Here is a 20,124-nt window from a genome sequence, read left to right as displayed (position 1 = left end):
CCCCGCGGGTCGTCAGCCTGCCGGATTATCCGGCGGTCCGCCCCTGGGATGACGTACGGGCCGGAAGGCCTCGTCCACCAGACCGCTGCGGTGGGCGACGACGGCCGCCTGGATGCGGTTGCGCAGGCCCAGCTTGTCCATCGCGGCGCCGATGTGGGTCTTGACCGTGGTGACGCCGACGTGCAGTTCCTCGGCGATCTCGGCGTTGGACAGCCCGGTGCCGACCAAGACGAGCACCTCCAGCTCGCGCTCGGTCAGCCCGGCGGGCACGGACGTGGCGGCCCGCTCTCCGGCGGCCAGGAAGCCCTCGACGACCCGGCGCAGCGCGGACGGCCCGAGCAGCTGCTCGCCCGCCGCGGCCCGGCGCACGGCGTCGACCATGCGTTCGGGCTCGTCGTCCTTGACCAGGAACCCGACCGCGCCGGCGCGCAGCGCGGCGTAGACGTCGGCGTCCTCAGAGAACGTGGTGAGCACGACGATCCGGCTGCCCGGCCGGACGGCGAGCAGGCGCCTGATCGCCTCAAGGCCGTCGACCCCGGGCATCCGCAGGTCCATCAGGATCACGTCAGGCAGGTGCACTTCGGCCTGGCGCACGGCCTCGGCGCCGTCGTTGGCCTCGCCGACCACCTCCATGTCGCCGGCCGCCTGCAGCAGCATCCGCACGCCCGCCCGGACCAGGGCCTGGTCGTCGGCGACCAGCACCCGGATCACCTGGCGGCCCGGCCGGCGGGCACGCCGGTCGGCAGAGCGGCGGGCAGGCTCGCGGTCAGCCGCCAGCCGCCCTCCCCGTCGGGCCCGGCGGTCAGGGTGCCGCCGAGCGCCCGGACGCGTTCGCGCATGCCGGCCAGCCCGCGCCCCGAGGAGGGCAGGCGCTCGATGGCGGTGGGCGGGCGGCCGTTGCGGATCTCGATGGCCATCCCCTCGCCGGCGGCCGCGAGGGTGACCCGGACCTCGGTGCCGGGTCCGGCGTGTTTGAGCACGTTGGTGAGGCCTTCCTGGACGATGCGGGCGGCGGAGGCGCGCGCCACGAGCGGGGCCTGGTCGGCGGCCGGATCGAGGTCGAGGTCCACCAGCAACCCGGCGGCGGCCATCCGCTCGGCCGACTCGCGCACCACGTCGGCGGGGTCGGCGAGCAGGCCGGGCCGGCGTTCGGGGTCGCGCAGCACGTCGAGCAGGCCGCGCAGGTCCTGCAGCACCTGGTGGCCGGTGTCGCGGATGTCGCCCAGGGCGTCGGCGACCGGCCCCTCCGGCGCGGCGTAACGGGCCGCGCCGGCCCGCAGCACCATCGCGCCGACGTGGTGGGCGACGATGTCGTGCACCTCGCGGGCGATGCGCTCGCGCTCGGCCAGCTGGTCGGCGCGCACCTGCGCGACGGCCAGGCGGGCCGACTCGCCGGCGCGCAGCCGTTCGGCCGCTGCCACGGCCTGCCTGATGCCGAGGTAGCGGCCGATCGCGATGGGCGCGATCACCAGCGCCATCAGCACGGCCACCCGGAACGGCGTGACCTCGGTGCCGGCGTCGGTCACGACCGCCGCCGCGGTCAGCAGGCAGCCCGCGAGGTAGGCGGCGACGGTCCAGGTCCAGGAGGCCACGCGGAAGGCGAACACGCCGAGCGCGATCAGCGTCAGCACCAGGCAGGTGTTGACCACCTCGGCGAGGTAGCGGTCGGCGGCGATCAGCAGCGCGCCCTGGAAGAGGAAGACCAGCCCGGGCATCCTCCTGGCCACCCCGAGGGAGAGCCCGGCGATCACGGCGAACATCCCGGCCAGCCACACCGGCAGCACGTCACTGTGCCAGTCGGTCCAGGTGCTCAGCACGGCGACGGCCACCCCGCCACCGGCCAGCAGCACGTCGGGCGTGATGTCGTCGTTCTCCAGCCGCCCGGCGGGACCGCGCAGGTAGCCGCCGATCACGGCGGGCAGCAGGGGCACGAGCACCGTGAACAGCCAGCTGCTGGTGGTGAGCGCGATGCCGGGGTCGGCCAGGTTGATCGCGGTGGCGATGGTCGCGGCGGCCAGCGACAGGCCGACGGCGCGCCAGGCGCACCGGTGGGCGACCGATCCGACGGCGACGCAGAGCAGCACCTGGGCGGTGTTGGAGGTGAAGGAGTCGACCTGGTCGGTGAGGATCAGGAAGGCCGCTAGGTAGAGGCTCACCGCGAACGGCCACCGCCTGACCAACCCCATGGGAGCGCCGGCCAGGACGGCCATCGGGACCATCATGAAGACCGGCAGGTGCTGGTCGCCGCCCGCCTTGCCCGCCAGCAGCAGGTCGAGCACGACCCCAGAGACCGCCAGCAGGATGTCGAGCGGCACACCACGCCAACGCATGGTGCACACGCTATCTCGGGCGATAGGATTTCCCGATCCTCCGCCCGGAGGACCCGGCCTCCTCCTTGTGGCCGAAAGCACGTCCCCTTGGCGGAGTGGCCCCCTGCGATCTCCCCGCTACTTTCGGATCATGTCCAACGACACCGCATTGCTCTTCGGCCAGTTCCTGCGTGCTCCCACCCGCGTGGGGGCCATCGCGCCGAGCTCCCGGCGGCTGGCCGCGTCGGTCTGCGCCCCGGTTCCCGAGCGGGGCGAGCCGATCGTGGTCGAGCTGGGGCCCGGCACCGGGCCGTTCACCGCGGAGATCCAGCGCAGGCTCGGCGGGCGCGGCCACCATCTGGCCGTGGAGCTCAACGAGACGCTGGCGAGCCTGCTCGCCGGCCGCTTCCCCGACGTCGACGTGGTCCACGGCGACGCCGCCGAGCTGGCCCCGATGCTCGACCGGCGTGGGCTGGCCCACGCCGACGTGGTGATCAGCGGGCTGCCCTGGGCATCCTTCCCCGATGGGCTGCAGCACGACCTGCTCGGCGCGGTCGCCTCGGCGATGAGCCCGGCCGGGGCGTTCACCACCTTCTCCTACATCCACACGATCCCGATGAGCTCGGCGCGCCGCTTCCGCACGCTGCTCGGGGAGCGGTTCGAGGAGGTCGTGCAGGGCCGCACCGTGTGGCGCAACGCTCCCCCGGCCTTCGTCTTCCACGCGCGCAGACCCCGGCACTGAGCGCGCCCGCGGCTCGGACCCGGACGTGCGGGCCTCGACCGCGTACGCGTGCGCACCTCGATCCTGAGTGCGTGCGGTCCTCGACCCCGAACAGAACATGGTTCTACTATGGCGTGATGGATTTCACCCTTACCGAGAGCGCCCTGGCCGTGCAGCGCGGGGTCGGCGACATCTGCTCGCGCTACGACCTCGACTACTGGCAGCGGTGTGAGGCCGACAAGCGCTGGCCCGAGGAGGTCTGGGCCGACTTGGCCAAGGGCGGCTGGCTGGGCCTCGCCGTGCCCGAGGAGTACGGCGGAGGCGGCCAGGGCCTGCTGGAGCTGGCGGTGGCCACCGAGACGCTGTCGGCGTCGGGCGCGGCGGGCGGCTCGGCGTTCACGTACGTGCTCACCCCCGGGTTCGGCGCGCTCACCCTGGCCAGACACGGTTCGGCCGAGCAGCGAGCGGAGCTGCTGCCCAGGCTCGCCACCGGAGAGGTGGAGACCTGCTTCGCGCTGACCGAGCCCGACGCCGGCTCCAACTCGCTGGCCATCAGCACCTCGGCCCGGCGCGACGGCGACGACTACGTGATCAATGGGCAGAAGATCTGGATCACCGGCGTGCAGCGGGCCACCTGGATGCTGCTGGTCACCCGGACGATCCCGGCCGCCGAGGCCAGGCCGCGCACCAACGGGCTGACGGTGTTCCTGGTGAACGTGCCCGAGGCGGTCGCCGCCGGGCGGCTGACCTACCAGCCGATCCCGAAGATGGGCGCCAACACCACGCCGTCCAACATGGTCTTCGTCGACGACCTGCGGGTGCCCGCCTCCAGCGTGGTGGGCCAGGTCGACCAGGGCGCCGCCGTGCTCTGGGACATCCTCAACCCCGAGCGCGTCCTGCTGGCCGCCTCTGCGCTCGGCGGGGCCGAGGTGGCCCTGCGGGTCGCGGTCGCGTACGCCAAGGAGCGCGAGGTGTTCGGCCGCCCGATCGGCGCCAACCAGGCGGTCGCGTTCCCGCTCGCGCAGGTCAAGGCCAAGATCGAGCTGGCGCGTCTGATGCTGTACAAGGCGGCCTGGAGCTTCGACCGGCAGCTGCCCTGCGCCATGGAGGCCAACATCGCCAAGCTGACCGCGTCGCAGGCGGCCTGGGAGGCGGCCGACGCGGCCTTCCAGACGCACGGCGGGATGGCGTACTCGCTGGAGTATCCGGTGGCCAGGCTGCTCACCGACGCCCGCATCGGGAAGGTCGCACCTGTGACCGAGGAGCTGCTTCTTAACTACCTCGCGACCCAGGTGCTAGGGCTGCCCCGCAGCTTCTGACCTCCGGGCCCGGCCTGCCCACGGCCCTCGTGGTTTCGCGGAACGGCGTCGATGTCCGCGGTCATGGCGCCGTTCCCATCCCTGATCTCCCCCTCGCCGTCTCGTGCGCGGCCGGCGGCGGACCGTCTCTCAGCGCGCCCCCGTTCTGCCGCCGGGCCTGCCTTCTGGACCTCGGCCGACAGGCTTGCGTCACCGGAGGCCGGCGCAGCGGCAGGGCTGTGCTGACCTTGGCTCTCATGCTGACTGCGCCTACCCCGAGGCGCGGCCCAATCACCTCGTCACGAGAACGAGGGAGGTCGTTTCTCCCTCAGCGCACGCACACCTTCGGCCACGTCAGGGCCGGTGAACCCGAGAAACTCCATCGCCAGCGAGGCGTCGAACGAGGGCCCGGCCATCCGCAGCCAGTTGTTGAGCGCGTACTTGGTCAGCCTGATCGCCTCCTGCGCTCCGGAGGCCAGCTTGACGGCGATCTCCATCGCCGTCTCGTGCACCCGGTCGTCGTCGACGCACAGGCTGACCAGGCCCATCCGCTCGGCCTGCTCGCCCGTGACGGGCTCGCACAGCAGCAGGTGGTATTTGGCCTTGGCCAGCCCGCACAGCAGCGGCCAGACGATCGCGGCGTGGTCGCCGGCGGCCACGCCGAGCCTGGTGTGGCCGTCGATGATGCGGGCGGTTCGGCCGGCGACGGAGATGTCGGCCAGCAGCGCGACCGCCAGCCCGGCGCCGACGGCGGGGCCCTGGATGGCCGAGACGATCGGCTTGGAGCAGTTGAGGACGTTGTAGACGAGGTCGCGGGCCTCGCCGAACACGCGCAGCCGGGTGGCGTGGTCGCGGGTCATCTCCTCGATCATCGACAGGTCGCCGCCGGCGGAGAACGCCTCGCCCTCTCCCCTGACGACGACCGCCCTGACGGAGTCGTCGCGGTCGACGTCGCGCCAGATCTCGGCCAGCTCGCGGTGACCGGTCATGTCGACGGCGTTGCGCCTGCGCGGCTCGCTGATCGTGACGCGCAGCACGCCGGGCTCGGGCATGTCGGTCTTGAGCTTCTCGTACGTCATGCCGCCACCTTCGCGAAAGCCTCGCGCAGCCGTTCGGCCACGTAGGCGCGGGCCTCGATGGCCTGGTCGAACAGGCCGGGCAGACCGAAGAAGCCGTGCACGGCCCCCGCGTAGCGGCGCACCTCGGCGGGCACCCCGGCCTCGGCCAGCCGCTCGGCGTAGCGCTCGCCGTCGTCGCACAGCACGTCGCACTCGGCGGTCACCACGGTCGCGGGCGCCAGCCCGGCCAAGTCCGCGAGCCGCAGCGGCGACAGGCTCGGGTCTCCGGGATCGGCGTCGCGGGCGTACTGCTCGGCGAACCAGGCCATCTCCGCGGCGTCCAGGCCGAAGCCGGTGGCGAACGCGCGGTAGCCGGGGGTGTCCATCGCCAGGTCGAGCGCCGGGTAGACGAGCACCTGGTGGGCCAGGGCGAGCCCGGCGTCGCGGGCCTGCCAGGCGGCGACGGCGGCGAGGTTGCCCCCGGCGCTGTCGCCGAGCACCGCGACGGCGCCGTTGCTCTGGTAGAAGGCGGGGCGGGCGAACAGGTCGCGCACCACGGTCCAGGCGTCGTCGGCGGCGGCCGGGAAGGGGTGCTCGGGCGCCAGCCGGTAGTCGACCGAGACCACCACCGCGCCCGTGCGGATCGCCAGGTCGCGGCCGAGGGCGTCGTTGCGCTTGACGCTGCCGAACACCCAGCCGCCGCCGTGGAAGTAGACCACCACGGGCAGCGCGCCGTCGCCCCGGTCGGCCCGGTAGACGCGGATGGGCACCCCCTCGGCCTCCTCGTCGCGGACGAAGGGCAGGTGGGTGAGCGGCCCTCGGTGGGTGGCCAGCTCGTCGTGCGCCCGGATCTCCCGGATCCTCGCCAGGTCCAGCGTGGCCAGGTCGGCGCCGAGATCAGACGGATGGAGCGCGACGTACTCCCGCGCCTGGGGGTGCAGCGGCATGATCGCAGCCTAGCGGGCCGCCTCCACGAACGCATCGAACAAGCCGGTATCCTCGCCCCGCTCTGGATGCCACTGCACGCCCACACCGAACCGGTGCCCCTGCAACTCGACGCCCTCGACGATCTGGTCGTCGGCCCAGGCCACGGCGAGCAGCCCGCTGCCCAGCCGGCGTACCGACTGCACGTGCGGCGCGACCACCTCGACCCGGTCGCCCACGGCCTTGCCGAGCTTGCTGGAGACGCTCACCTGGATCACGTGGGGGGCGCCGGTCTCGCCGTGCCGGTCGTGGTCGAGCATCTCGGGCAGCCACGGGATCAGGGTGCCGCCCTGCGCGACGTTGAGCACGTGCATGCCCCGGGCGATGGCCAGGATCGGGACGTCGGCCTCCACGGCCGCCCGGGCCAGCGCCAGCTCGAACCGGTCGCGGTGGACCTGCGCCTCGGCCACCCGCTCGTCCTGCTCGTCGCCGTAGGCCGCGGCGCCCACCTCGACGCCTCCGGCCAGCACCACGCCCCGCAGCCCGCGCACGTAGTCGCCGACCGCGTGCAGGTTGAGCGGCGGCAGGACCACGGGGGCGCCGCCCGCCCGCTCGACCGCCTTGGCGTAGGCGGGAGGCGAGATCACCGCCTCGCGCACCCAGTCACCCCAGCGGGCGGCCTCGAAGTAGGCGGTGATGCCGATCAGCGGTCGGGACATGCGATCTCCAGGGGGCGTGCAGGAGGTGTGCCGCCATCTTGTCGGGCGACGGCCACTGTCCCATCATGGCGCACTCCATTTCGGTTATGTCACCTCTCTCGGAGATCCCCTTCCGTCACGGCCGTTCAAGACCGAAAACTGACCACAGATGACATTTCGTCAAATGATCCGGTCAGTGCCTCCCTGTGGCCGGAGACGCGGGACCGCCCACACGGCTCCGCGTGGCCCGAGCCGCGGAGCAAGGGACCGCCGGCCCGTACGGCCGCCGCGCGCCGGGCCCGATCGACCGGTCGGGCAGGGCGAGCAGGTCACCGGACCTGGGAAACCCGGTTGCCGGGCCCGGCGACCGGGTGCTGGGGTGAGCGGATGGATCAGGTGGATCGTGACGTGGTGCTGGCCCTGTTCGACCGGGAGATGCGGCGGGAGGTGCCGCCCGAGGGCTCCGGGGTCCGGGTCGAGCGCGCGGACGACGTGGTGCTGCAGACCGGCGACTGGAACGCGGTCGTCTGGTCGTGCCTCGACGAGGCGGGCGCGGACGCGGCGATCGCCGCGCAGGTGCGCCACTTCACCGCGCTGGGCGTCGAGTTCGAGTGGAAGCACTACGGACACGACCGTCCGGCCGACCTTGCGGAGCGGCTGCGGGCGGCTGGTTTCGTGCCCGAGCCGGCCGAGACGCTGATGGTGGCTCCGGTCGCCGCCCTGTCCACGGAGGTCCGGCCGCCGGACGGCGTCCGTCTGGCGCCGGTCACCGGCGCGGCCGGCGCGGAGCTGCTGGTACGGGCGCACGAGGAGGCGTTCGGCGAGGTCCGGCCCGAGATGGGGCGCCAGTTGCTCGACCGGCTGACGCGGGAGCCGGACACGGTGGTCGCGGTGGTGGCGCTGGCCGGGGATCGGCCGGTGAGCGGGGCGCGGATCGAGCTGACCCCCGGTGTCGCGTTCGCCGGCCTGTGGGGCGGGGGCACCGCGCCGGCCTGGCGAGGGCGCGGCGTCTACCGGGCCCTCGTCGCCTACCGGGCCCGCGTCGCCGCCGAGCGCGGTTACCGCTACCTCCAGGTGGACGCCTCCGACCAGAGCCGCCCGATCCTGGGCCGCCTCGGCTTCACCCCGATGACCACCACGACTCCGTACATCTACCAGCCTCGGCGCGTCCTCGAAGAATGATCCGGAGCCACGTCTCGCGGCGGCGGGACCGGCCTCAGCCGAACCGATCACGTTCGCGATACGTTCCGATAAACGTGATGGTGCGGATATTCGTGGCGTTTTCCCTGGTCGCGGCCCTGTTGATGGTTTCGGTGGATACGGTGGACGCCTGCTCGGGCTGCTCCTGCGCGACGCGTACGCCACAGCAGCACGTGAACGAGTCAGCGGCCGTTTTCTCCGGCACCGTCACGGACGTCCGCGTGGACGAACCGATCCTGAGCGGCGGCGTCACCGTCACGCTCCGCACCGACCACGTCTACAAGGGTGACCTCGACGCCGAGTTCGAGGTGTTCACCAAGGCGCAGGGCTCGGCCTGCGGATATGACTTCATGAAGGGCGCTCGTTACCTGGTGTTCGCCACCACGCGAAGCTCAGGGCTCGCCACGACGTTGTGCTCGGGCAACAGGCTCCTGCCCGCCGGTGACCGGCCGTTGCGGCTCTCCGACCAGACCCGGGGCATGGAGCCGCTCACTCCCGGGCTGATCACCGCTCTGGGAACACCGGTCCGAGTGAACGCCGGGCCCGCACCCGCCGCCGACCGGACCGGCCCCGCGGTGATCGCCATCGCCCTGGGGGCGGCCGTCCTGATGGGCGTCGCCTGGGCACGCAGGAGGACCCGGGCTCGCTGATCTCGGATCAGCGAACTGGCCGGCGGCGGCGCCAGCCTGCCGAACGGTGCGGGGATGAGGGACGCGTGCCCGGCGAATGAGCCGGACGGCCCGCCATGGCGTCGCGGCTCGATCTCCGAAGATGAACGATCCTCCCGAACACACCCTTAGTCATTTACTTGGATAAATGGCTGTAAATACGAATGCAACAAACATTCACTTATCGCCGATAATCGCCTGGACATTCGATCACCAAAAATAACGCTACCGTTACGCATAGCCCTGCTTAGCTCCCTATTAGGGTGAAACGGTTGTGGAGCCCAGGTGGGGGTGGAAGACTCGATTTCGAGCGCTCGGATGAGCCGGGGCCCGCCGGACGCTCGATACCCGGAACCGTCAGGGAGGTGGAACAACACGATCGGAAGCTGATTCCGGTCAATAGGGTGGGGTTGATTAGGCATATGTCGTTGAATCCGCGCCTGGTAAAGGAGAGTTTCTCCGCCATCGAACCGGTGGCGGACAAGGCCGCCGCCTACTTCTACGGCCGGCTGTTCGCCGAGAATCCGCACCTGCGGAGCATGTTCCCGCCGGCCATGGACGTCCAGCGCGACCGGCTCTTCGGCGCCCTGACCCGCATCGTGTGGAGCCTCGACAGCCCTGGCAGCCTCTCCTGCTTCCTCGGCCAGCTGGGACGAGACCACCGCAAGTACGGCGTGGTCGCCGAGCACTACACCGCGGTCGGCAACGCCCTGCTCGCGACCGTCAGGAGGTTCGCGGCCGACATCTGGACCAGCGAGATCGAGGCGGCCTGGGTGGCCGCCTACGGCTCCGCGGCCAACCAGATGATCGAGTCGGCCGACTCCGACGCCGGGGTGTCGCCCGCCTGGTGGCTGGCCGAGGTCGTCGACCACGAACGCCGCGCCCGCGACATCGCGGTCATCACCCTGCGGCCCACGCAGCGCCTGCCGTACACCGCGGGGCAGTACATCAACGTGCAGACCGCGCGCTGGCCGCGCGTGTGGCGGACCTTCTCCATCGCCAACGCGCCGCGCGTGGACAACACGATCCGGCTGCACGTGCGCTCGGTCCCGGGCGGCTGGGTCTCGACGACGCTGATCCGCGACACCCGCGTCGGCGACACGGTCATGGCCGGGCCGCCGATGGGCACGATGACGCCGCCGGAACGCGGCACCCGCGACCTGCTCTTCGTCGCGGGCGGCACCGGGCTGGCGCCGCTGAAGGCCATCATCGAGCAGGTCATCGAGTCCGGCCTCCGGCCCAACATCCATCTGCTGTACGGCGCGCGGACCAGCGAGGAGCTGTACGACCTGCCCGACCTGATCCGGATGGAGTCCTCCTTCCCGTGGCTGCGCGTGGTGCCCGTGGTGTCGCAGGACCCGGGTTACGAGGGGATGCGCGGCGCGCTGCCGGAGGTCACGCAGCGCTTCCACTCCTGGACCGAGCACGAGGTGTACGTGTGCGGGCCGTCCGCCATGGTCAACGAGACGGTCCGGCGGCTGCAGATGGACGGGGTGCCCCTGCCGCGCATCCACCGCGACATCGTCCACGGCGAACGGTAGGTGCCCGGCGCCGGCGCTAGCGGCTCAGATGCCGCCCGCCCGCCACCGACAGAACCTCACCATTGACGTGCCCGTTCGCGACCGAGCCGAGATAGGCGGCCGCGGAGGCGACGTCCTCGGGAGTGCAAATGCGGCGGGTCGGCGTCTTGGCGGCCTCGGCATCGACGACCTCCTGCCCGAATCCAGGTGTGGTCAATGCCCGCTCCGTCAGGGTGAAGCCGGGGCGGACGACGTTGGTGAGGATGCCATGCTGAGCCTCCCGGGAGGCGAGCACCTTGGCGGCCGTCTCCAATGCCCCCTTGGCGGCCGGGTAGGCCACAGCCGCCGGCATCGGCTGATCGACCACATCGGAGGAGATCAGCACCAGCCGCCCCCACCCGGCGGTCCTCATGCCAGGAAGGACGGCGTCGATCAGCGCCAGCGTCCCGATGGCGTTCGCGGTGAAACCGTCGGTCAGGGTGTCCCACGTCTCTGGAGCCCTCGTCGGCCAGGAGACGGCGTTGGCGACCAGGACCGCGATGTCACCGAGTTCCCGCTCGACCTGGCGCACCGCCGCCTGGATCGACTCCTGGTGGCGCTGGTCGAGCCGTACGGTCATCCCCTTCCCGCCCGCCTGGTTGATCGAGTCGACGAGGGTGCGAGCCCGGTCCTCGCTGCGGTGCCAGCCTGCGGCGACCAGTGCGCCTTCCTGCGCGAACGTGCTGGCGATCGCGCCGCCGATGTCACCGGACGCCCCCGTGACCAGGACGACTCGGCCGTTGAGTCCGAGATCCATTTTTCTCTCCAATGCTTAGCCGGCTATCTATTAGCCGACTATACACATAGTAGAATCAGCACGTGGATGCAAGCGAGGCGATGCGCGTCAACCGGGCGCTGAACAAGATGAGCAAGCTCTACCGCGCCGCGAAGGCACGCGAGCTCGCGGCTCTCGGGCTACACCCCGGCCAGGATGTGCTGCTGTGGATCCTGGCGCAGAAACCCGAGGGGATGACCGTCTCGGAGCTGGCGGCACGGCTCGGCATCGAGCCACCGACCGCGACCCGCAGTTTGACCCGGCTGGAGGGCGGCGGATGGTTCCGGCGCGAGACGGTCCCCACCGATCGCCGCCAGGTCCGCATCGTGGTCACAGACGCTGGACACAAGCTCGTGCCCGGCATCGAGCGTGCGTGGGCAGAGCTTGCCGAACAAGCCGTCGGAGAGGCGAGCCCAGAACAGCGTGAGATCACGCTCACCACCCTCGAGCAGGCCAATGACCGACTACGAGGTCTCGTCGGAGAAAGCGTCCTTACAGAGGAATGAGACCGGGGTCATGTCCGGGAGTGGGGACACCGTGTCAGCCGGGCGGCGGCGAGGCGGGCTGAGCTGGTTATCTTCCGGTCAGCGGAAGGCCGCCGCGGTCTCCTCGTCGTTGGGCCAGAACGTCTCGATGGCCAGCTCCGACACCGTCACGTCCACCGGCGTGCCGAAGGTGGCGATCGTGGTGAACATCGACAGGATCCGGTCGCCGTGCCTGATCCGCAGCGGCACCAGGATGTCGGCCGGCCCCGGCACGTGCACCACGTTCAGGTCCACCCCCGGATAGACGTAGCCGGCCAGCTCGTCGTGCAGCTCGGCGAGCCGCCCGTCGCCCGACACCTCCGCCTGCCTGCGCAGCCCGTGCAGCAGGTGGGCGCGCACCTCCGCCAGGTTGACCAGCCTGCCGCCCATCGCGTCGGGGTGCAGCGACAGCCGCATCGCGTTGACCGGCTCCGTCAGCAGCTCGGCGGGCACACCCTCCATGAACATCCCGGCCGCCCGGTTGGCCGCCACCAGGTTCCAGACCGCGTCCACCACCAGGGCGGGGTACGGCTCGTGGCCGGCGAGGATCTTGTCCAGCGCCTGCCGTACGGCGTGCATCTCGGGGGCGCGCACCTCGCGCTCGGGGAACATCGGCGCGAACCCCGCGGCGACCAGCAGCCGGTTGCGGTGCCGCAGCGGCACCTCCAGCTCCTCGGCCAGCCTCATCACCATCTCGCGGCTCGGCCGGGCCCGCCCGGTCTCCAGGAAGCTGAGGTGACGGGCCGACACGTCGGCCTCGATCGCCAGGTCCAGCTGGCTCACGCGGCGTCGCTGCCGCCACGACCGCAACAAATCACCAAAAGTCTCATCTTGTACGGCAAGTGCTCCCATGTCGCACCACCCTAGGACAAGGAGGGAAGCGTCACGATTACCTGGCGGGTAATCGGATCGGAAATCCCCCAGCACCCGGCGGCCTCCGCGATGCCGTGGCACGATGGCCGGAAAGCGAACACAGGAGCGATAGGAGCTAGGCATGAGTGATGTGATGCTCGCGATCGGCACCCGCAAGGGCCTGTTCCTGGCCCGCTCGGCGGGCGGCGGCGCGTTCGAGGTCGAGCCCATCCGGTTCTCCACGGTCGGTGTCCCCTCGGTGGCGATCGACACGCGTGCCCCCACCCCCCGGCTGCTCGCCGGGATCGAGTACGGCCACTTCGGCCCCTCGGTGACCTACTCCGACGACCTGGGCGCCACCTGGCAGGAGGCGCAACGGGCGCCCGTCGCCTTCCCCGAGAAGACGGGCGCCACGCTCACCCGGGTGTGGCAGCTGACGCCGTCGCCGTCGGAGCCCGACGTGGTGTGGGCGGGCGCGGAGCCGGCCGCGTTGTTCCGCTCCGAGGACCGCGGAGCCACCTACGAGCTCGTCGAGGGCCTGTGGGAGCACCCCCACCGGGAGCTCTGGCAGCCGGGCGGCGGCGGGCTCTGCCTGCACACGATCGTCCCGCACCCGGCCGACCCCAAGATCATGGGCATCGCGGTGTCCGCGGCCGGCTTCTACCGCACCGTCGACGGCGGCGTGTCGTGGGAGGCGGCCAACCAGGGGATCCGGGCGCCGTTCCTGCCCGAGGGGCAGCAGTATCCCGAGTTCGGGCAGTGCGTGCACAAGGTGGGCATGCACCCCTCGCGGCCCGACCGGCTGTTCCTGCAGCACCACTTCGGCGTCTACCGCAGCGACGACTTCGGCGGCTCCTGGCACGACGTCGGCGCGTCGCTGCCGTCCGACTTCGGCTTCCCGATCGTGATGCACTCCTCGCGGCCCGACACCGCGTACGTGCTGCCGCTGCGGGCCGACATGGACCGCACCCCCGTCGACCACCACCTGCGGGTCTACCGCACCGACGACGCGGGGGCGACCTGGCGGGGGTACGACCGGGGCCTGCCCGAGCCGCCGGTGCACGCGACCGTGCTGCGCGACGCGATGACCGCCTCCGAGGCGGGCGTCTACTTCGGCACCCGCGACGGCGAGGTCTACGCCTCACGCGACGACGGCGAGAGCTGGTCGCTGGTGGCCGCGCACCTGCCCGACGTGCTGTCGGTGCGCGCGGCGGTGCTGTAGCCGATGGCCAAGCCCGTGACGATGGTCGTGTTCGTGCTGCCCGGCTCGTTGCGCCGCTGGGTGAGCGGCCGGAGCGAGGTCAAGGTCTTCGCCGTCGGCGCCGACACCGAGACCCCGCCCACCCTGGGCGCCGCGCTCGACACACTCCGGCGCACCCACCCCCTGCTGGAGGAACGGCTGCGCGACGAGTACGGCCGCATCCGCCGCCACATCAGCATGATCATCTCAGGCGAGAGCGTCCGCGGCCTCGGCAGCCTCGACTGCGCGCTGCCGCCGGGCGCCGAGGTGTACGTGATGCCGACTCTTGCCTGAGCCCCGGCGCTGGGGCGGCACGTCCTGCCCCAGCGCCCTTTCGGCAGGTGTCAGGGGCAGACGCGGCCGTTGGCCTCGAAGGCCGCGTGGGTGAGGGGCATGAGCCCCGCCCACAGTTCTTCCATCTTCTCGGCGACCATCTCGATCTCGCGCTGCGGGAACGAGGGAAACGTGGAGTCCTCGCGCTTGGTCCGCAAGGACAGGAAGTTCATCAGAGCGCGGGCGTTGCAGGTGGCGTACATCGACGAGTAGAGGCCGACCGGGAGCACGGTGCGGGCCACCTCCCGGGCCACTCCTGCCTCGAGCATTTCCAGATAGCAGCGGTAGGACTGCCGGTAGCTCTCCTGGGTCGCCTCGGTGACCAGCTTGTGCTGCTCAGGAGTGCCGCTGGTAAAGACATATTTGCCGGGTTTGCCTTCTTGGACCAGCTTGCGGTCGGGCCCTGGCACATAGAAGACCGGGACCAGCTGCCGGTATCTGCCGGATTCCTCGTTGTAGGAGAACGTCCGATGCCGCATGAACTCACGGAACACGAAGATCGGCGCGCTGACGTAGAAGGTCATCGACGAGTGCTCGAACGGAGTGCCGTGCCGGTCCCTCATCAGGTAGTTGATCAGGCCCTTGGACCGCGCGGGGTCGGCTTCGATCTCGGCCAGCGAGCTCTCGCCCTTGGTGGAGACGCGGGCGGCCCACAACACGTCGGCGTCGGACGCGGCGGACTTGACCAACTCCACGTCCATGTCGCTACGAAACTTGATCTCGATCTCCGGTTCGACGGCGTGCACGGCGAGCCCCCGCTCGGTTCAGATGGTGTGACGGCCCCAAGCAAACCAGGTCAGGAGCTCGCCCGCGACTCGGGCCCGGGGATGGGGCCTCAGGTGATGTCGCGGCGCAACGTGGTGGCCGAGGCCACCGCCGCGAACACCAGCGCGTAGCCGAGCAGCACCATGCCACCGGCCCAGGCCGGCAGCAGCCAGTCGGTGCCGAGGCCGAGGTCGACACCGCTGTTGGTGAGCGCGGTGGCGGCGCCGCCGGGTGTCCACTTGCCCACCGGCCGCAGCGCGGGAATCGCGCTGAAGATGGCCTCGATGACGAAGACCCAGGCGACGGCCGCGACGATGGCGCCGAGTTGGTTGCGGATCAGCGCGCCGATCCCGATGCCGAAGAGCGTGTAGAGCATCAGCACGACCAGGGTGCCCACGACGATCCGGGCGGTCGATCCGGTGAAGGACAGCTCGCCGCCGGCGAGCGACACCGTGATCACCACCGCGACAGCGGTCAGCGCCAGCACGACCAGGCCGAACAGCAGGCCGACGACGACCCCGGCGCCGAGTTTGCCGGCCACCACCCGTTCCCGCCGGGGAGTGGTCAGGAACGTGCTGGTGATGGTCTGGTAGCGGTATTCGGCGGTCATCATGACCACCCCGAGGATCATCGGGAAGAGCGCCCCGCTCGCCCCGAGGCCCCACATGAGCTCCTGGAAACGCTCGGTGTCGCGGCCGGGGATCGCGGGCGCGCCGGGCTGGCCGCCGGTCACTCCCGCGAAGCCGATGGTGATCCCCAGCTGCAGCAGCGCGTAGGCGATGGTGACGGCCAGCATCACCCACCAGAGCCGGGTGGTGGTGAGTTTGAGCAGCTCGGCGCGGATCAGTCTCATGAGGTCTCCCCTTCACCGGTCAGCTCCAGGAAGACGTGTTGCAGGTCGCTGCGCTCCTGGCTGACCTCGGTGAGCACGACCCGTTCGTCCAGCGCGATCCGGCCGATGCGCTCGGCGTCGAGCCCGGTCACCCGCAGGACGCCGTCGGACTGTGTCACCGTGGCGCCTGCCCGTTCGAGGGCGGGCACCAGCTCGCCGGGGTCGGCCGCGCGCACCCGGATGGCTGTGTCGCCGTTGGAGACGAGCTCGGCCAGGCTCCCCTGGCGGACGAGCCGGCCCTTGGCGATGATCACCACGTTGTCGACGATCTGCTCGACCTCGGCCAGCACGTGGCTGGAGACCAGCACCGCGGCGCCCCGCTCGTGGGCCAGGTGACGCAGGAAGCCGCGCAACCACTGGATGCCGGCCGGGTCGAGCCCGTTGGCGGGCTCGTCGAGGATGAACACCCGGGGGTGGCCGACCAGGGCGGTGGCCAGCGCCAGGCGCTGCCGCATGCCGAGCGAGAAGGTCATCACCCGCTTGCCGGCGACCTCTCCGAGGCCGACCTGTTCAAGTGCCTCGGCCGCGCGTTCGGGGGGCAGCCCGGCCGCGGTGCAGATCACCCGCAGATGGTTGAGGGCCGTACGGCCCGGATGGAAGTTGGTGGCTTCGAGCACCGCGCCCACCTCGGTGAGCGGGTGCGGCAGCTCGACGTAGCGCCGGTCGTTGACCAGCGCCGTCCCGGAGTCAGCGGTGACAAGGCCCAGCAGGCAGCGCAGGGTGGTGGTCTTGCCGGCGCCGTTGGGGCCCAGATAGCCCGTGATCGTGCCCGGCTCGACCGTGAAGGACACCCCGTCGACCGCCCGCACCGCTCCGAACGACTTGCCAAGATCTCGAATCTCGATCGCACTCATTTGTCGGCGATTATGGCGAACTCTGGACGACTCGCGCCTCCTACCGGAGGAGGAATTCACAATCGGTAGACGCGGCGGGCGTTGCCGGAGCCGATCATGTGGGCCACGCGGGCCGCGTCGGCGGCGCTCCACTCGCCCGCGTCGAGCCGCGCCTTGAGCGCCCCGCCCAGCGAACGCCGGAAGAAGACCGCGCCCAGGTGGCAGGTCTCGGCCACACCGGCGCTGCCGGACCCGAACAACTGCTTGTGGAACGGCGCCAGCTCCAGCAGCTCGTCCATCACCCGCCACGCCCCGGCCGCGCCGCGGGCGAGCGCGGGCCCCACGTCGACGTGCACGTGGGGGTGGACGTCGGCGAGGTGGGCGGCCTGCCGGTGATAGGGGTAGCAGTGGAGCAGGACCACCGGCACCCCCATCGGCTGCAGCGCCCTGATGAACCCGCTCAGCAGCGACGGGTCGGCCAGGTGCGGGCCGACGCCGCCGTCGGCGAGCCCGGTGTGGACCTGCAGGGGCAGCCCGCGCTCTCTGGCCACGTCGACCGCTGTCCAGAGCAGGTGGCGCAGCAGGATGGGGTCGGTCGCCGGCTCCTTGGGCTCTGCCAGCCGCCGGTTGGCCGCGGCGAGCACCGAGCCGCGGGCCGGCCGGGACGGGTCGAAGCCGAGGCCGCAGCGGTGGGCGACGACCGTCTTCATCCCGACGGCCCCGGCGGCCCGGGCGGTGAGCTCCTCGGCGAGGCTGTCCGTGTAGTCGAGGGCCGCCTCGGCCACTTCCGCCACGTCCTGCTCGATCTGCTCGATCCGGATGATCTCGTCGGCCACGGCGGAGCCGAACCGGCCCAGCTCGGCGGCCGACAGCAGCTCACCGCTCTCCACCCCGGTGTCGACGAGGAACGTCAGCGCCCCCGCGGCGCGCAGCAGCCGCCGGTTGACCTCGTCGGCGCCGAGCTCCGCCCGCCGGGCCAGGTAGACGGTGGGGGCGACGTGCGGCTCCAGGTCGAGCACGGGGGCGCACCAGCGGCGGATCGCGGCGCCGATCGGGGTGTCGAAGTGGGTGGTGCCGGGGGGCGCCGGGGTGCCGCCCGTGCTGATCAGTGTTTCGAAGGGGGCCCTGGTCAGGTCGTCGCGGCGCACCCCGTGGCAGTGCTGGTCGACGAGCGGGGCCAGCAGGGCCTCACGCACCGTGTCCGGAAGGTCTACGGGGAGCATGCGGAGACTCTAGGGGGTCACCGCATGCTCCCGGGGTGGTTTTACCGACGCGAGAGCCGCAGCACGTTCGCGATGATCTTCGCGCCCGCGCCGCCCTCGGCGGTGAGGATCGACTCGGGGTGGAACTGCACCGCGAAGCGGCGGTTGCGGGTGTCCTCCATCGCCATCACGTTGCCGTCGGGCGTGAGGGCGGTGGCGGTGAAGCCGACGACGCCGGGCCGCTTGGCGTGCAGCGAGTGGTAGCGGGCCGCGGTGAACTCGGCGGGCAGTCCGTCGAGCAGCGCGCTGTCGCCGAGCCGCGTCACCTGACCGCGCTTGCCGTGCTCGGGGTAGTCGAGCAGCTCCAGCGAGCCGCCCGCCTGCTCGACCATGGCCTGCAGGCCGAGGCAGACGCCGAAGACGGGCAGCTCGCGGGCGTAGATCTGGTCGACCAGCGCCGACATGCCGAAGTCGGACGGCCAGCCGGGGCCGGGCGAGAGCACCACCAGGTCGGGCTCGACCTCGTCGATCGTCTCGGCCGGGAACCCGTGGCGCAGCGTCACCACCTCGGCCCCCTCCTGGCGGAAGTAGTCGGCCAGCGTGTTGACGAAGGAGTCCTCGTGGTCGACGAGCAGCACCTTCATGCCCTGGCCGGGCAGCTCACGGACGGGCTTGGCGGGCACGGCGTCCGGCTCGTTGACCGCGGCGAGCGCGCCGAGCAGGGCACTGGCCTTGAGCTCGGTCTCGCGCTCCTCGGCGGCGGGGTCGGAGTCGAACAGCAGGGTGGCCCCGGCCCTGACGGTGGCGACGCCGTTCTTGATCTGGGCGGTGCGCAGGGTCAGGCCGGTGTTCATGGAGCCGTCGAAGCCGATGAAGCCGATCGCGCCGCCGTACCACCTGCGGGTGGTGGCCTCGTGGTCCTCGATGAACTGCATGGCCCAGGTCTTGGGCGCGCCGGTGACCGTGACGGCCCACATGTGGGTGAGGAAGGCGTCGAGCGCGTCGAACTCGGGGCGCAGCCGGCCCTCGATGTGGTCGACGGTGTGGATCAGGCGGGAGTAGAGCTCGATCTGGCGCCGGCCGATGACCTGGACGGAGCCGGGCACACAGATGCGCGACTTGTCGTTGCGGTCGACGTCGGTGCACATGGTCAGCTCCGACTCCTCCTTGACGCTGGTCAGGAGGGTCCGGATGGCCTCGGCGTCCTCGACCGGGTTGCTGCCGCGGGCGATGGTGCCGGAGATGGGGCAGGTCTCGACGCGGTCGCCGCTGACCCGGACGTACATCTCGGGCGAGGCCCCGACCAGGTGCTCGCCCTCACCGAGGCTGATGATGAACTCGTACGGGGCCGGGTTGCTGTGGCGCAGGCCGCGGTAGAAGGCGGCCGGGTCGGCGCAGGTGGCGTGGAAGACCTGGCCGGGGACGACCTCGAACAGGTCGCCGCGCTTGAACTTCTCCTTGGCGGCGGCCACGACCTTGGCGTAGGCGCCCTGCACCGGGTCGGGCGGGATCGCGGCCGGGGTGACGGGCGGGGCGGTGTCGCCGGAGCGCTCCAGCCCGTGGGTGGTGGCTCCGTCGACGGCGAACTCGTAGCGGTGCTCCAGGCAGGTCTCGCGCTGCCGGTCGATCACGATGAGCCGGTCGGGCAGGTGCAGCACGAGGTCGCGCTGGTCGTCGGGCCGGACGAGCTCCTGCCGGATGGGCTCGAACTGGAAGGCCAGGTCGTAGCCGAAGGCGCCGTAGAGGCCGAGATGGGGGTCGTCTCCCCGGAAGGCGGCGATGACCTCGCGGATCGCGGTGAACACCGTGGGCCGGCGGCTGCGCAGCTCCTCGGGCACCAGGCCCTCCGACTCTGGCACGTGCACCTCGACCCGGTCGGCGGTCGGCTCCTCGACCGGCTTGCCCGCGGCCAGCAGGCAGGACACCACGGCCGGCAGCACCACCCGGCCGCGCGCGTTGAGCGCCCTGGCGGAGATGGTGCGGCCCCGGGCGACCAGCTCCAGGCAGGGGTCGACGTAGCCGAAGGCCCATCGGCTGTAGCGGCCGGGATAGTCCATGCCGGAGGAGAACGCGCCGCCGCGCCTCTCGCCGAGGGCCGTCACGATCTCTTCGAGGGCGTCCTCCGACACCTCGCGCGTCTCGCGCTCGACGCCGATGCCCCCGGCCGTGACGTATCCGCTGGTATATCCGCTCGTCTCCACGTGTTGCCCCTTGTCGAATGATGAGCCGTCAAATGATGAGCCCCGGGGGCGGACACGAAAAAGGCCGCCATC

General features: G+C 71.4%; 21 protein-coding genes. 8 read left to right on the top strand and 13 right to left on the bottom strand.

Annotation, left to right across the window (positions count from 1 at the left end):
* Nucleotides 1-12: 12 nt before the first annotated feature.
* Nucleotides 13-711 (bottom strand): response regulator transcription factor, encoded by a 699-nt coding sequence (locus tag AB0I38_RS26400; protein WP_358473178.1) that lies wholly within the window; start codon nucleotides 709-711, stop codon nucleotides 13-15.
* On the bottom strand, nucleotides 708-2,330 hold the full coding sequence (locus AB0I38_RS26395; protein WP_358473000.1) for a sensor histidine kinase: 1,623 nt from the start codon (nucleotides 2,328-2,330) through the stop codon (nucleotides 708-710). The genes AB0I38_RS26400 and AB0I38_RS26395 overlap by 4 nt, the downstream gene beginning before the upstream one ends.
* 130 nt (nucleotides 2,331-2,460) lie before the next feature.
* Here AB0I38_RS26395 and AB0I38_RS26390 point away from each other — a divergent pair, with 130 nt between their 5' ends.
* The gene (locus tag AB0I38_RS26390; RefSeq protein ID WP_358472782.1) at nucleotides 2,461-3,051 is read left to right on the top strand and encodes a class I SAM-dependent methyltransferase; all 591 of its coding nucleotides are present in this window, start codon (nucleotides 2,461-2,463) and stop codon (nucleotides 3,049-3,051) included.
* A gap of 116 nt (nucleotides 3,052-3,167) precedes the next feature.
* The gene (locus tag AB0I38_RS26385) at nucleotides 3,168-4,349 is read left to right on the top strand and encodes an acyl-CoA dehydrogenase family protein (RefSeq protein WP_358472768.1); all 1,182 of its coding nucleotides are present in this window, start codon (nucleotides 3,168-3,170) and stop codon (nucleotides 4,347-4,349) included.
* Between the two features lie 278 nt (nucleotides 4,350-4,627).
* Here AB0I38_RS26385 and AB0I38_RS26380 read toward each other — a convergent pair whose 3' ends face one another.
* Genes AB0I38_RS26380 through AB0I38_RS26370 form a run of 3 tightly spaced genes read right to left on the bottom strand, consistent with a single transcriptional unit; the run spans nucleotide 4,628 to nucleotide 7,029 of the window.
* Complete coding sequence (locus tag AB0I38_RS26380; RefSeq protein WP_358472755.1) at nucleotides 4,628-5,407, bottom strand: enoyl-CoA hydratase/isomerase family protein; 780 nt, start codon at nucleotides 5,405-5,407, stop codon at nucleotides 4,628-4,630.
* Entirely contained in the window at nucleotides 5,404-6,333 is a 930-nt protein-coding gene (locus AB0I38_RS26375) for an alpha/beta hydrolase (RefSeq protein WP_358472724.1), read from the bottom strand. Before AB0I38_RS26375 ends, AB0I38_RS26380 begins: the two co-directional genes overlap by 4 nt.
* A gap of 9 nt (nucleotides 6,334-6,342) precedes the next feature.
* Nucleotides 6,343-7,029, bottom strand: a complete 687-nt coding sequence (locus tag AB0I38_RS26370) for a gamma-glutamyl-gamma-aminobutyrate hydrolase family protein (protein ID WP_358472703.1) — start codon at nucleotides 7,027-7,029, stop codon at nucleotides 6,343-6,345.
* A gap of 366 nt (nucleotides 7,030-7,395) precedes the next feature.
* Here AB0I38_RS26370 and AB0I38_RS26365 point away from each other — a divergent pair, with 366 nt between their 5' ends.
* Nucleotides 7,396-8,190, top strand: coding sequence for a GNAT family N-acetyltransferase (locus AB0I38_RS26365; RefSeq protein ID WP_358472685.1), 795 nt, complete (start codon nucleotides 7,396-7,398; stop codon nucleotides 8,188-8,190).
* A gap of 34 nt (nucleotides 8,191-8,224) precedes the next feature.
* Here AB0I38_RS26365 and AB0I38_RS26360 read toward each other — a convergent pair whose 3' ends face one another.
* Nucleotides 8,225-8,419, bottom strand: a complete 195-nt coding sequence (locus AB0I38_RS26360; protein WP_358472671.1) for a hypothetical protein — start codon at nucleotides 8,417-8,419, stop codon at nucleotides 8,225-8,227.
* 10 nt (nucleotides 8,420-8,429) lie between these two features.
* Between AB0I38_RS26360 and AB0I38_RS26355 the strand changes: the two genes are divergently transcribed.
* Both AB0I38_RS26355 and AB0I38_RS26350 read left to right on the top strand, forming a co-directional pair.
* Nucleotides 8,430-8,858, top strand: coding sequence for a hypothetical protein (locus tag AB0I38_RS26355; protein ID WP_358472667.1), 429 nt, complete (start codon nucleotides 8,430-8,432; stop codon nucleotides 8,856-8,858).
* A 440-nt stretch (nucleotides 8,859-9,298) separates the two neighbouring features.
* Nucleotides 9,299-10,417 (top strand): globin domain-containing protein, encoded by a 1,119-nt coding sequence (locus tag AB0I38_RS26350; protein WP_358472651.1) that lies wholly within the window; start codon nucleotides 9,299-9,301, stop codon nucleotides 10,415-10,417.
* A gap of 16 nt (nucleotides 10,418-10,433) precedes the next feature.
* On the opposite strand, the gene AB0I38_RS26345 is transcribed toward AB0I38_RS26350, so the two are convergent.
* Complete coding sequence (locus AB0I38_RS26345) at nucleotides 10,434-11,192, bottom strand: SDR family NAD(P)-dependent oxidoreductase (protein WP_358472635.1); 759 nt, start codon at nucleotides 11,190-11,192, stop codon at nucleotides 10,434-10,436.
* Between the two features lie 62 nt (nucleotides 11,193-11,254).
* Here AB0I38_RS26345 and AB0I38_RS26340 point away from each other — a divergent pair, with 62 nt between their 5' ends.
* On the top strand, nucleotides 11,255-11,716 hold the full coding sequence (locus AB0I38_RS26340; RefSeq protein WP_358472619.1) for a MarR family winged helix-turn-helix transcriptional regulator: 462 nt from the start codon (nucleotides 11,255-11,257) through the stop codon (nucleotides 11,714-11,716).
* A gap of 78 nt (nucleotides 11,717-11,794) precedes the next feature.
* Here AB0I38_RS26340 and AB0I38_RS26335 read toward each other — a convergent pair whose 3' ends face one another.
* The gene (locus AB0I38_RS26335; RefSeq protein WP_358472609.1) at nucleotides 11,795-12,586 is read right to left on the bottom strand and encodes a helix-turn-helix domain-containing protein; all 792 of its coding nucleotides are present in this window, start codon (nucleotides 12,584-12,586) and stop codon (nucleotides 11,795-11,797) included.
* A gap of 142 nt (nucleotides 12,587-12,728) precedes the next feature.
* Between AB0I38_RS26335 and AB0I38_RS26330 the strand changes: the two genes are divergently transcribed.
* Both AB0I38_RS26330 and AB0I38_RS26325 read left to right on the top strand, forming a co-directional pair.
* Complete coding sequence (locus AB0I38_RS26330) at nucleotides 12,729-13,808, top strand: WD40/YVTN/BNR-like repeat-containing protein (RefSeq protein WP_358472601.1); 1,080 nt, start codon at nucleotides 12,729-12,731, stop codon at nucleotides 13,806-13,808.
* 3 nt (nucleotides 13,809-13,811) lie between these two features.
* A complete protein-coding gene (locus tag AB0I38_RS26325) occupies nucleotides 13,812-14,120 on the top strand; it encodes a hypothetical protein (RefSeq protein ID WP_358472595.1) in 309 nt (102 codons plus the stop codon).
* Nucleotides 14,121-14,170: 50 nt separating this feature from the next.
* Here AB0I38_RS26325 and thyX read toward each other — a convergent pair whose 3' ends face one another.
* The 5 genes from thyX to AB0I38_RS26300 form a co-directional block, all read right to left on the bottom strand.
* Nucleotides 14,171-14,905, bottom strand: coding sequence for an FAD-dependent thymidylate synthase (gene thyX, locus AB0I38_RS26320; RefSeq protein WP_358472584.1), 735 nt, complete (start codon nucleotides 14,903-14,905; stop codon nucleotides 14,171-14,173).
* 89 nt (nucleotides 14,906-14,994) lie between these two features.
* Nucleotides 14,995-15,777 carry an ABC transporter permease gene (locus tag AB0I38_RS26315; protein ID WP_358472573.1) on the bottom strand — a complete coding sequence of 261 codons (783 nt, stop codon included), beginning with the start codon at nucleotides 15,775-15,777 and terminating at the stop codon, nucleotides 14,995-14,997.
* A complete protein-coding gene (locus AB0I38_RS26310) occupies nucleotides 15,774-16,670 on the bottom strand; it encodes an ABC transporter ATP-binding protein (protein ID WP_358472550.1) in 897 nt (298 codons plus the stop codon). Before AB0I38_RS26310 ends, AB0I38_RS26315 begins: the two co-directional genes overlap by 4 nt.
* A 56-nt stretch (nucleotides 16,671-16,726) precedes the next feature.
* Complete coding sequence (locus AB0I38_RS26305; RefSeq protein ID WP_358472536.1) at nucleotides 16,727-17,872, bottom strand: amidohydrolase family protein; 1,146 nt, start codon at nucleotides 17,870-17,872, stop codon at nucleotides 16,727-16,729.
* Nucleotides 17,873-17,913: 41 nt separating this feature from the next.
* Entirely contained in the window at nucleotides 17,914-20,052 is a 2,139-nt protein-coding gene (locus AB0I38_RS26300; RefSeq protein ID WP_358472526.1) for an anthranilate synthase component I, read from the bottom strand.
* Between the last annotated feature and the right edge of the window lie 72 nt (nucleotides 20,053-20,124).

This window comes from Nonomuraea cavernae (assembly GCF_040655715.1).
Lineage (GTDB): Bacteria > Actinomycetota > Actinomycetes > Streptosporangiales > Streptosporangiaceae > Nonomuraea > Nonomuraea cavernae_A.
Note: the sequence above shows the minus strand (reverse complement) of the source record. Positions and strands in the feature narration are given on the sequence as shown.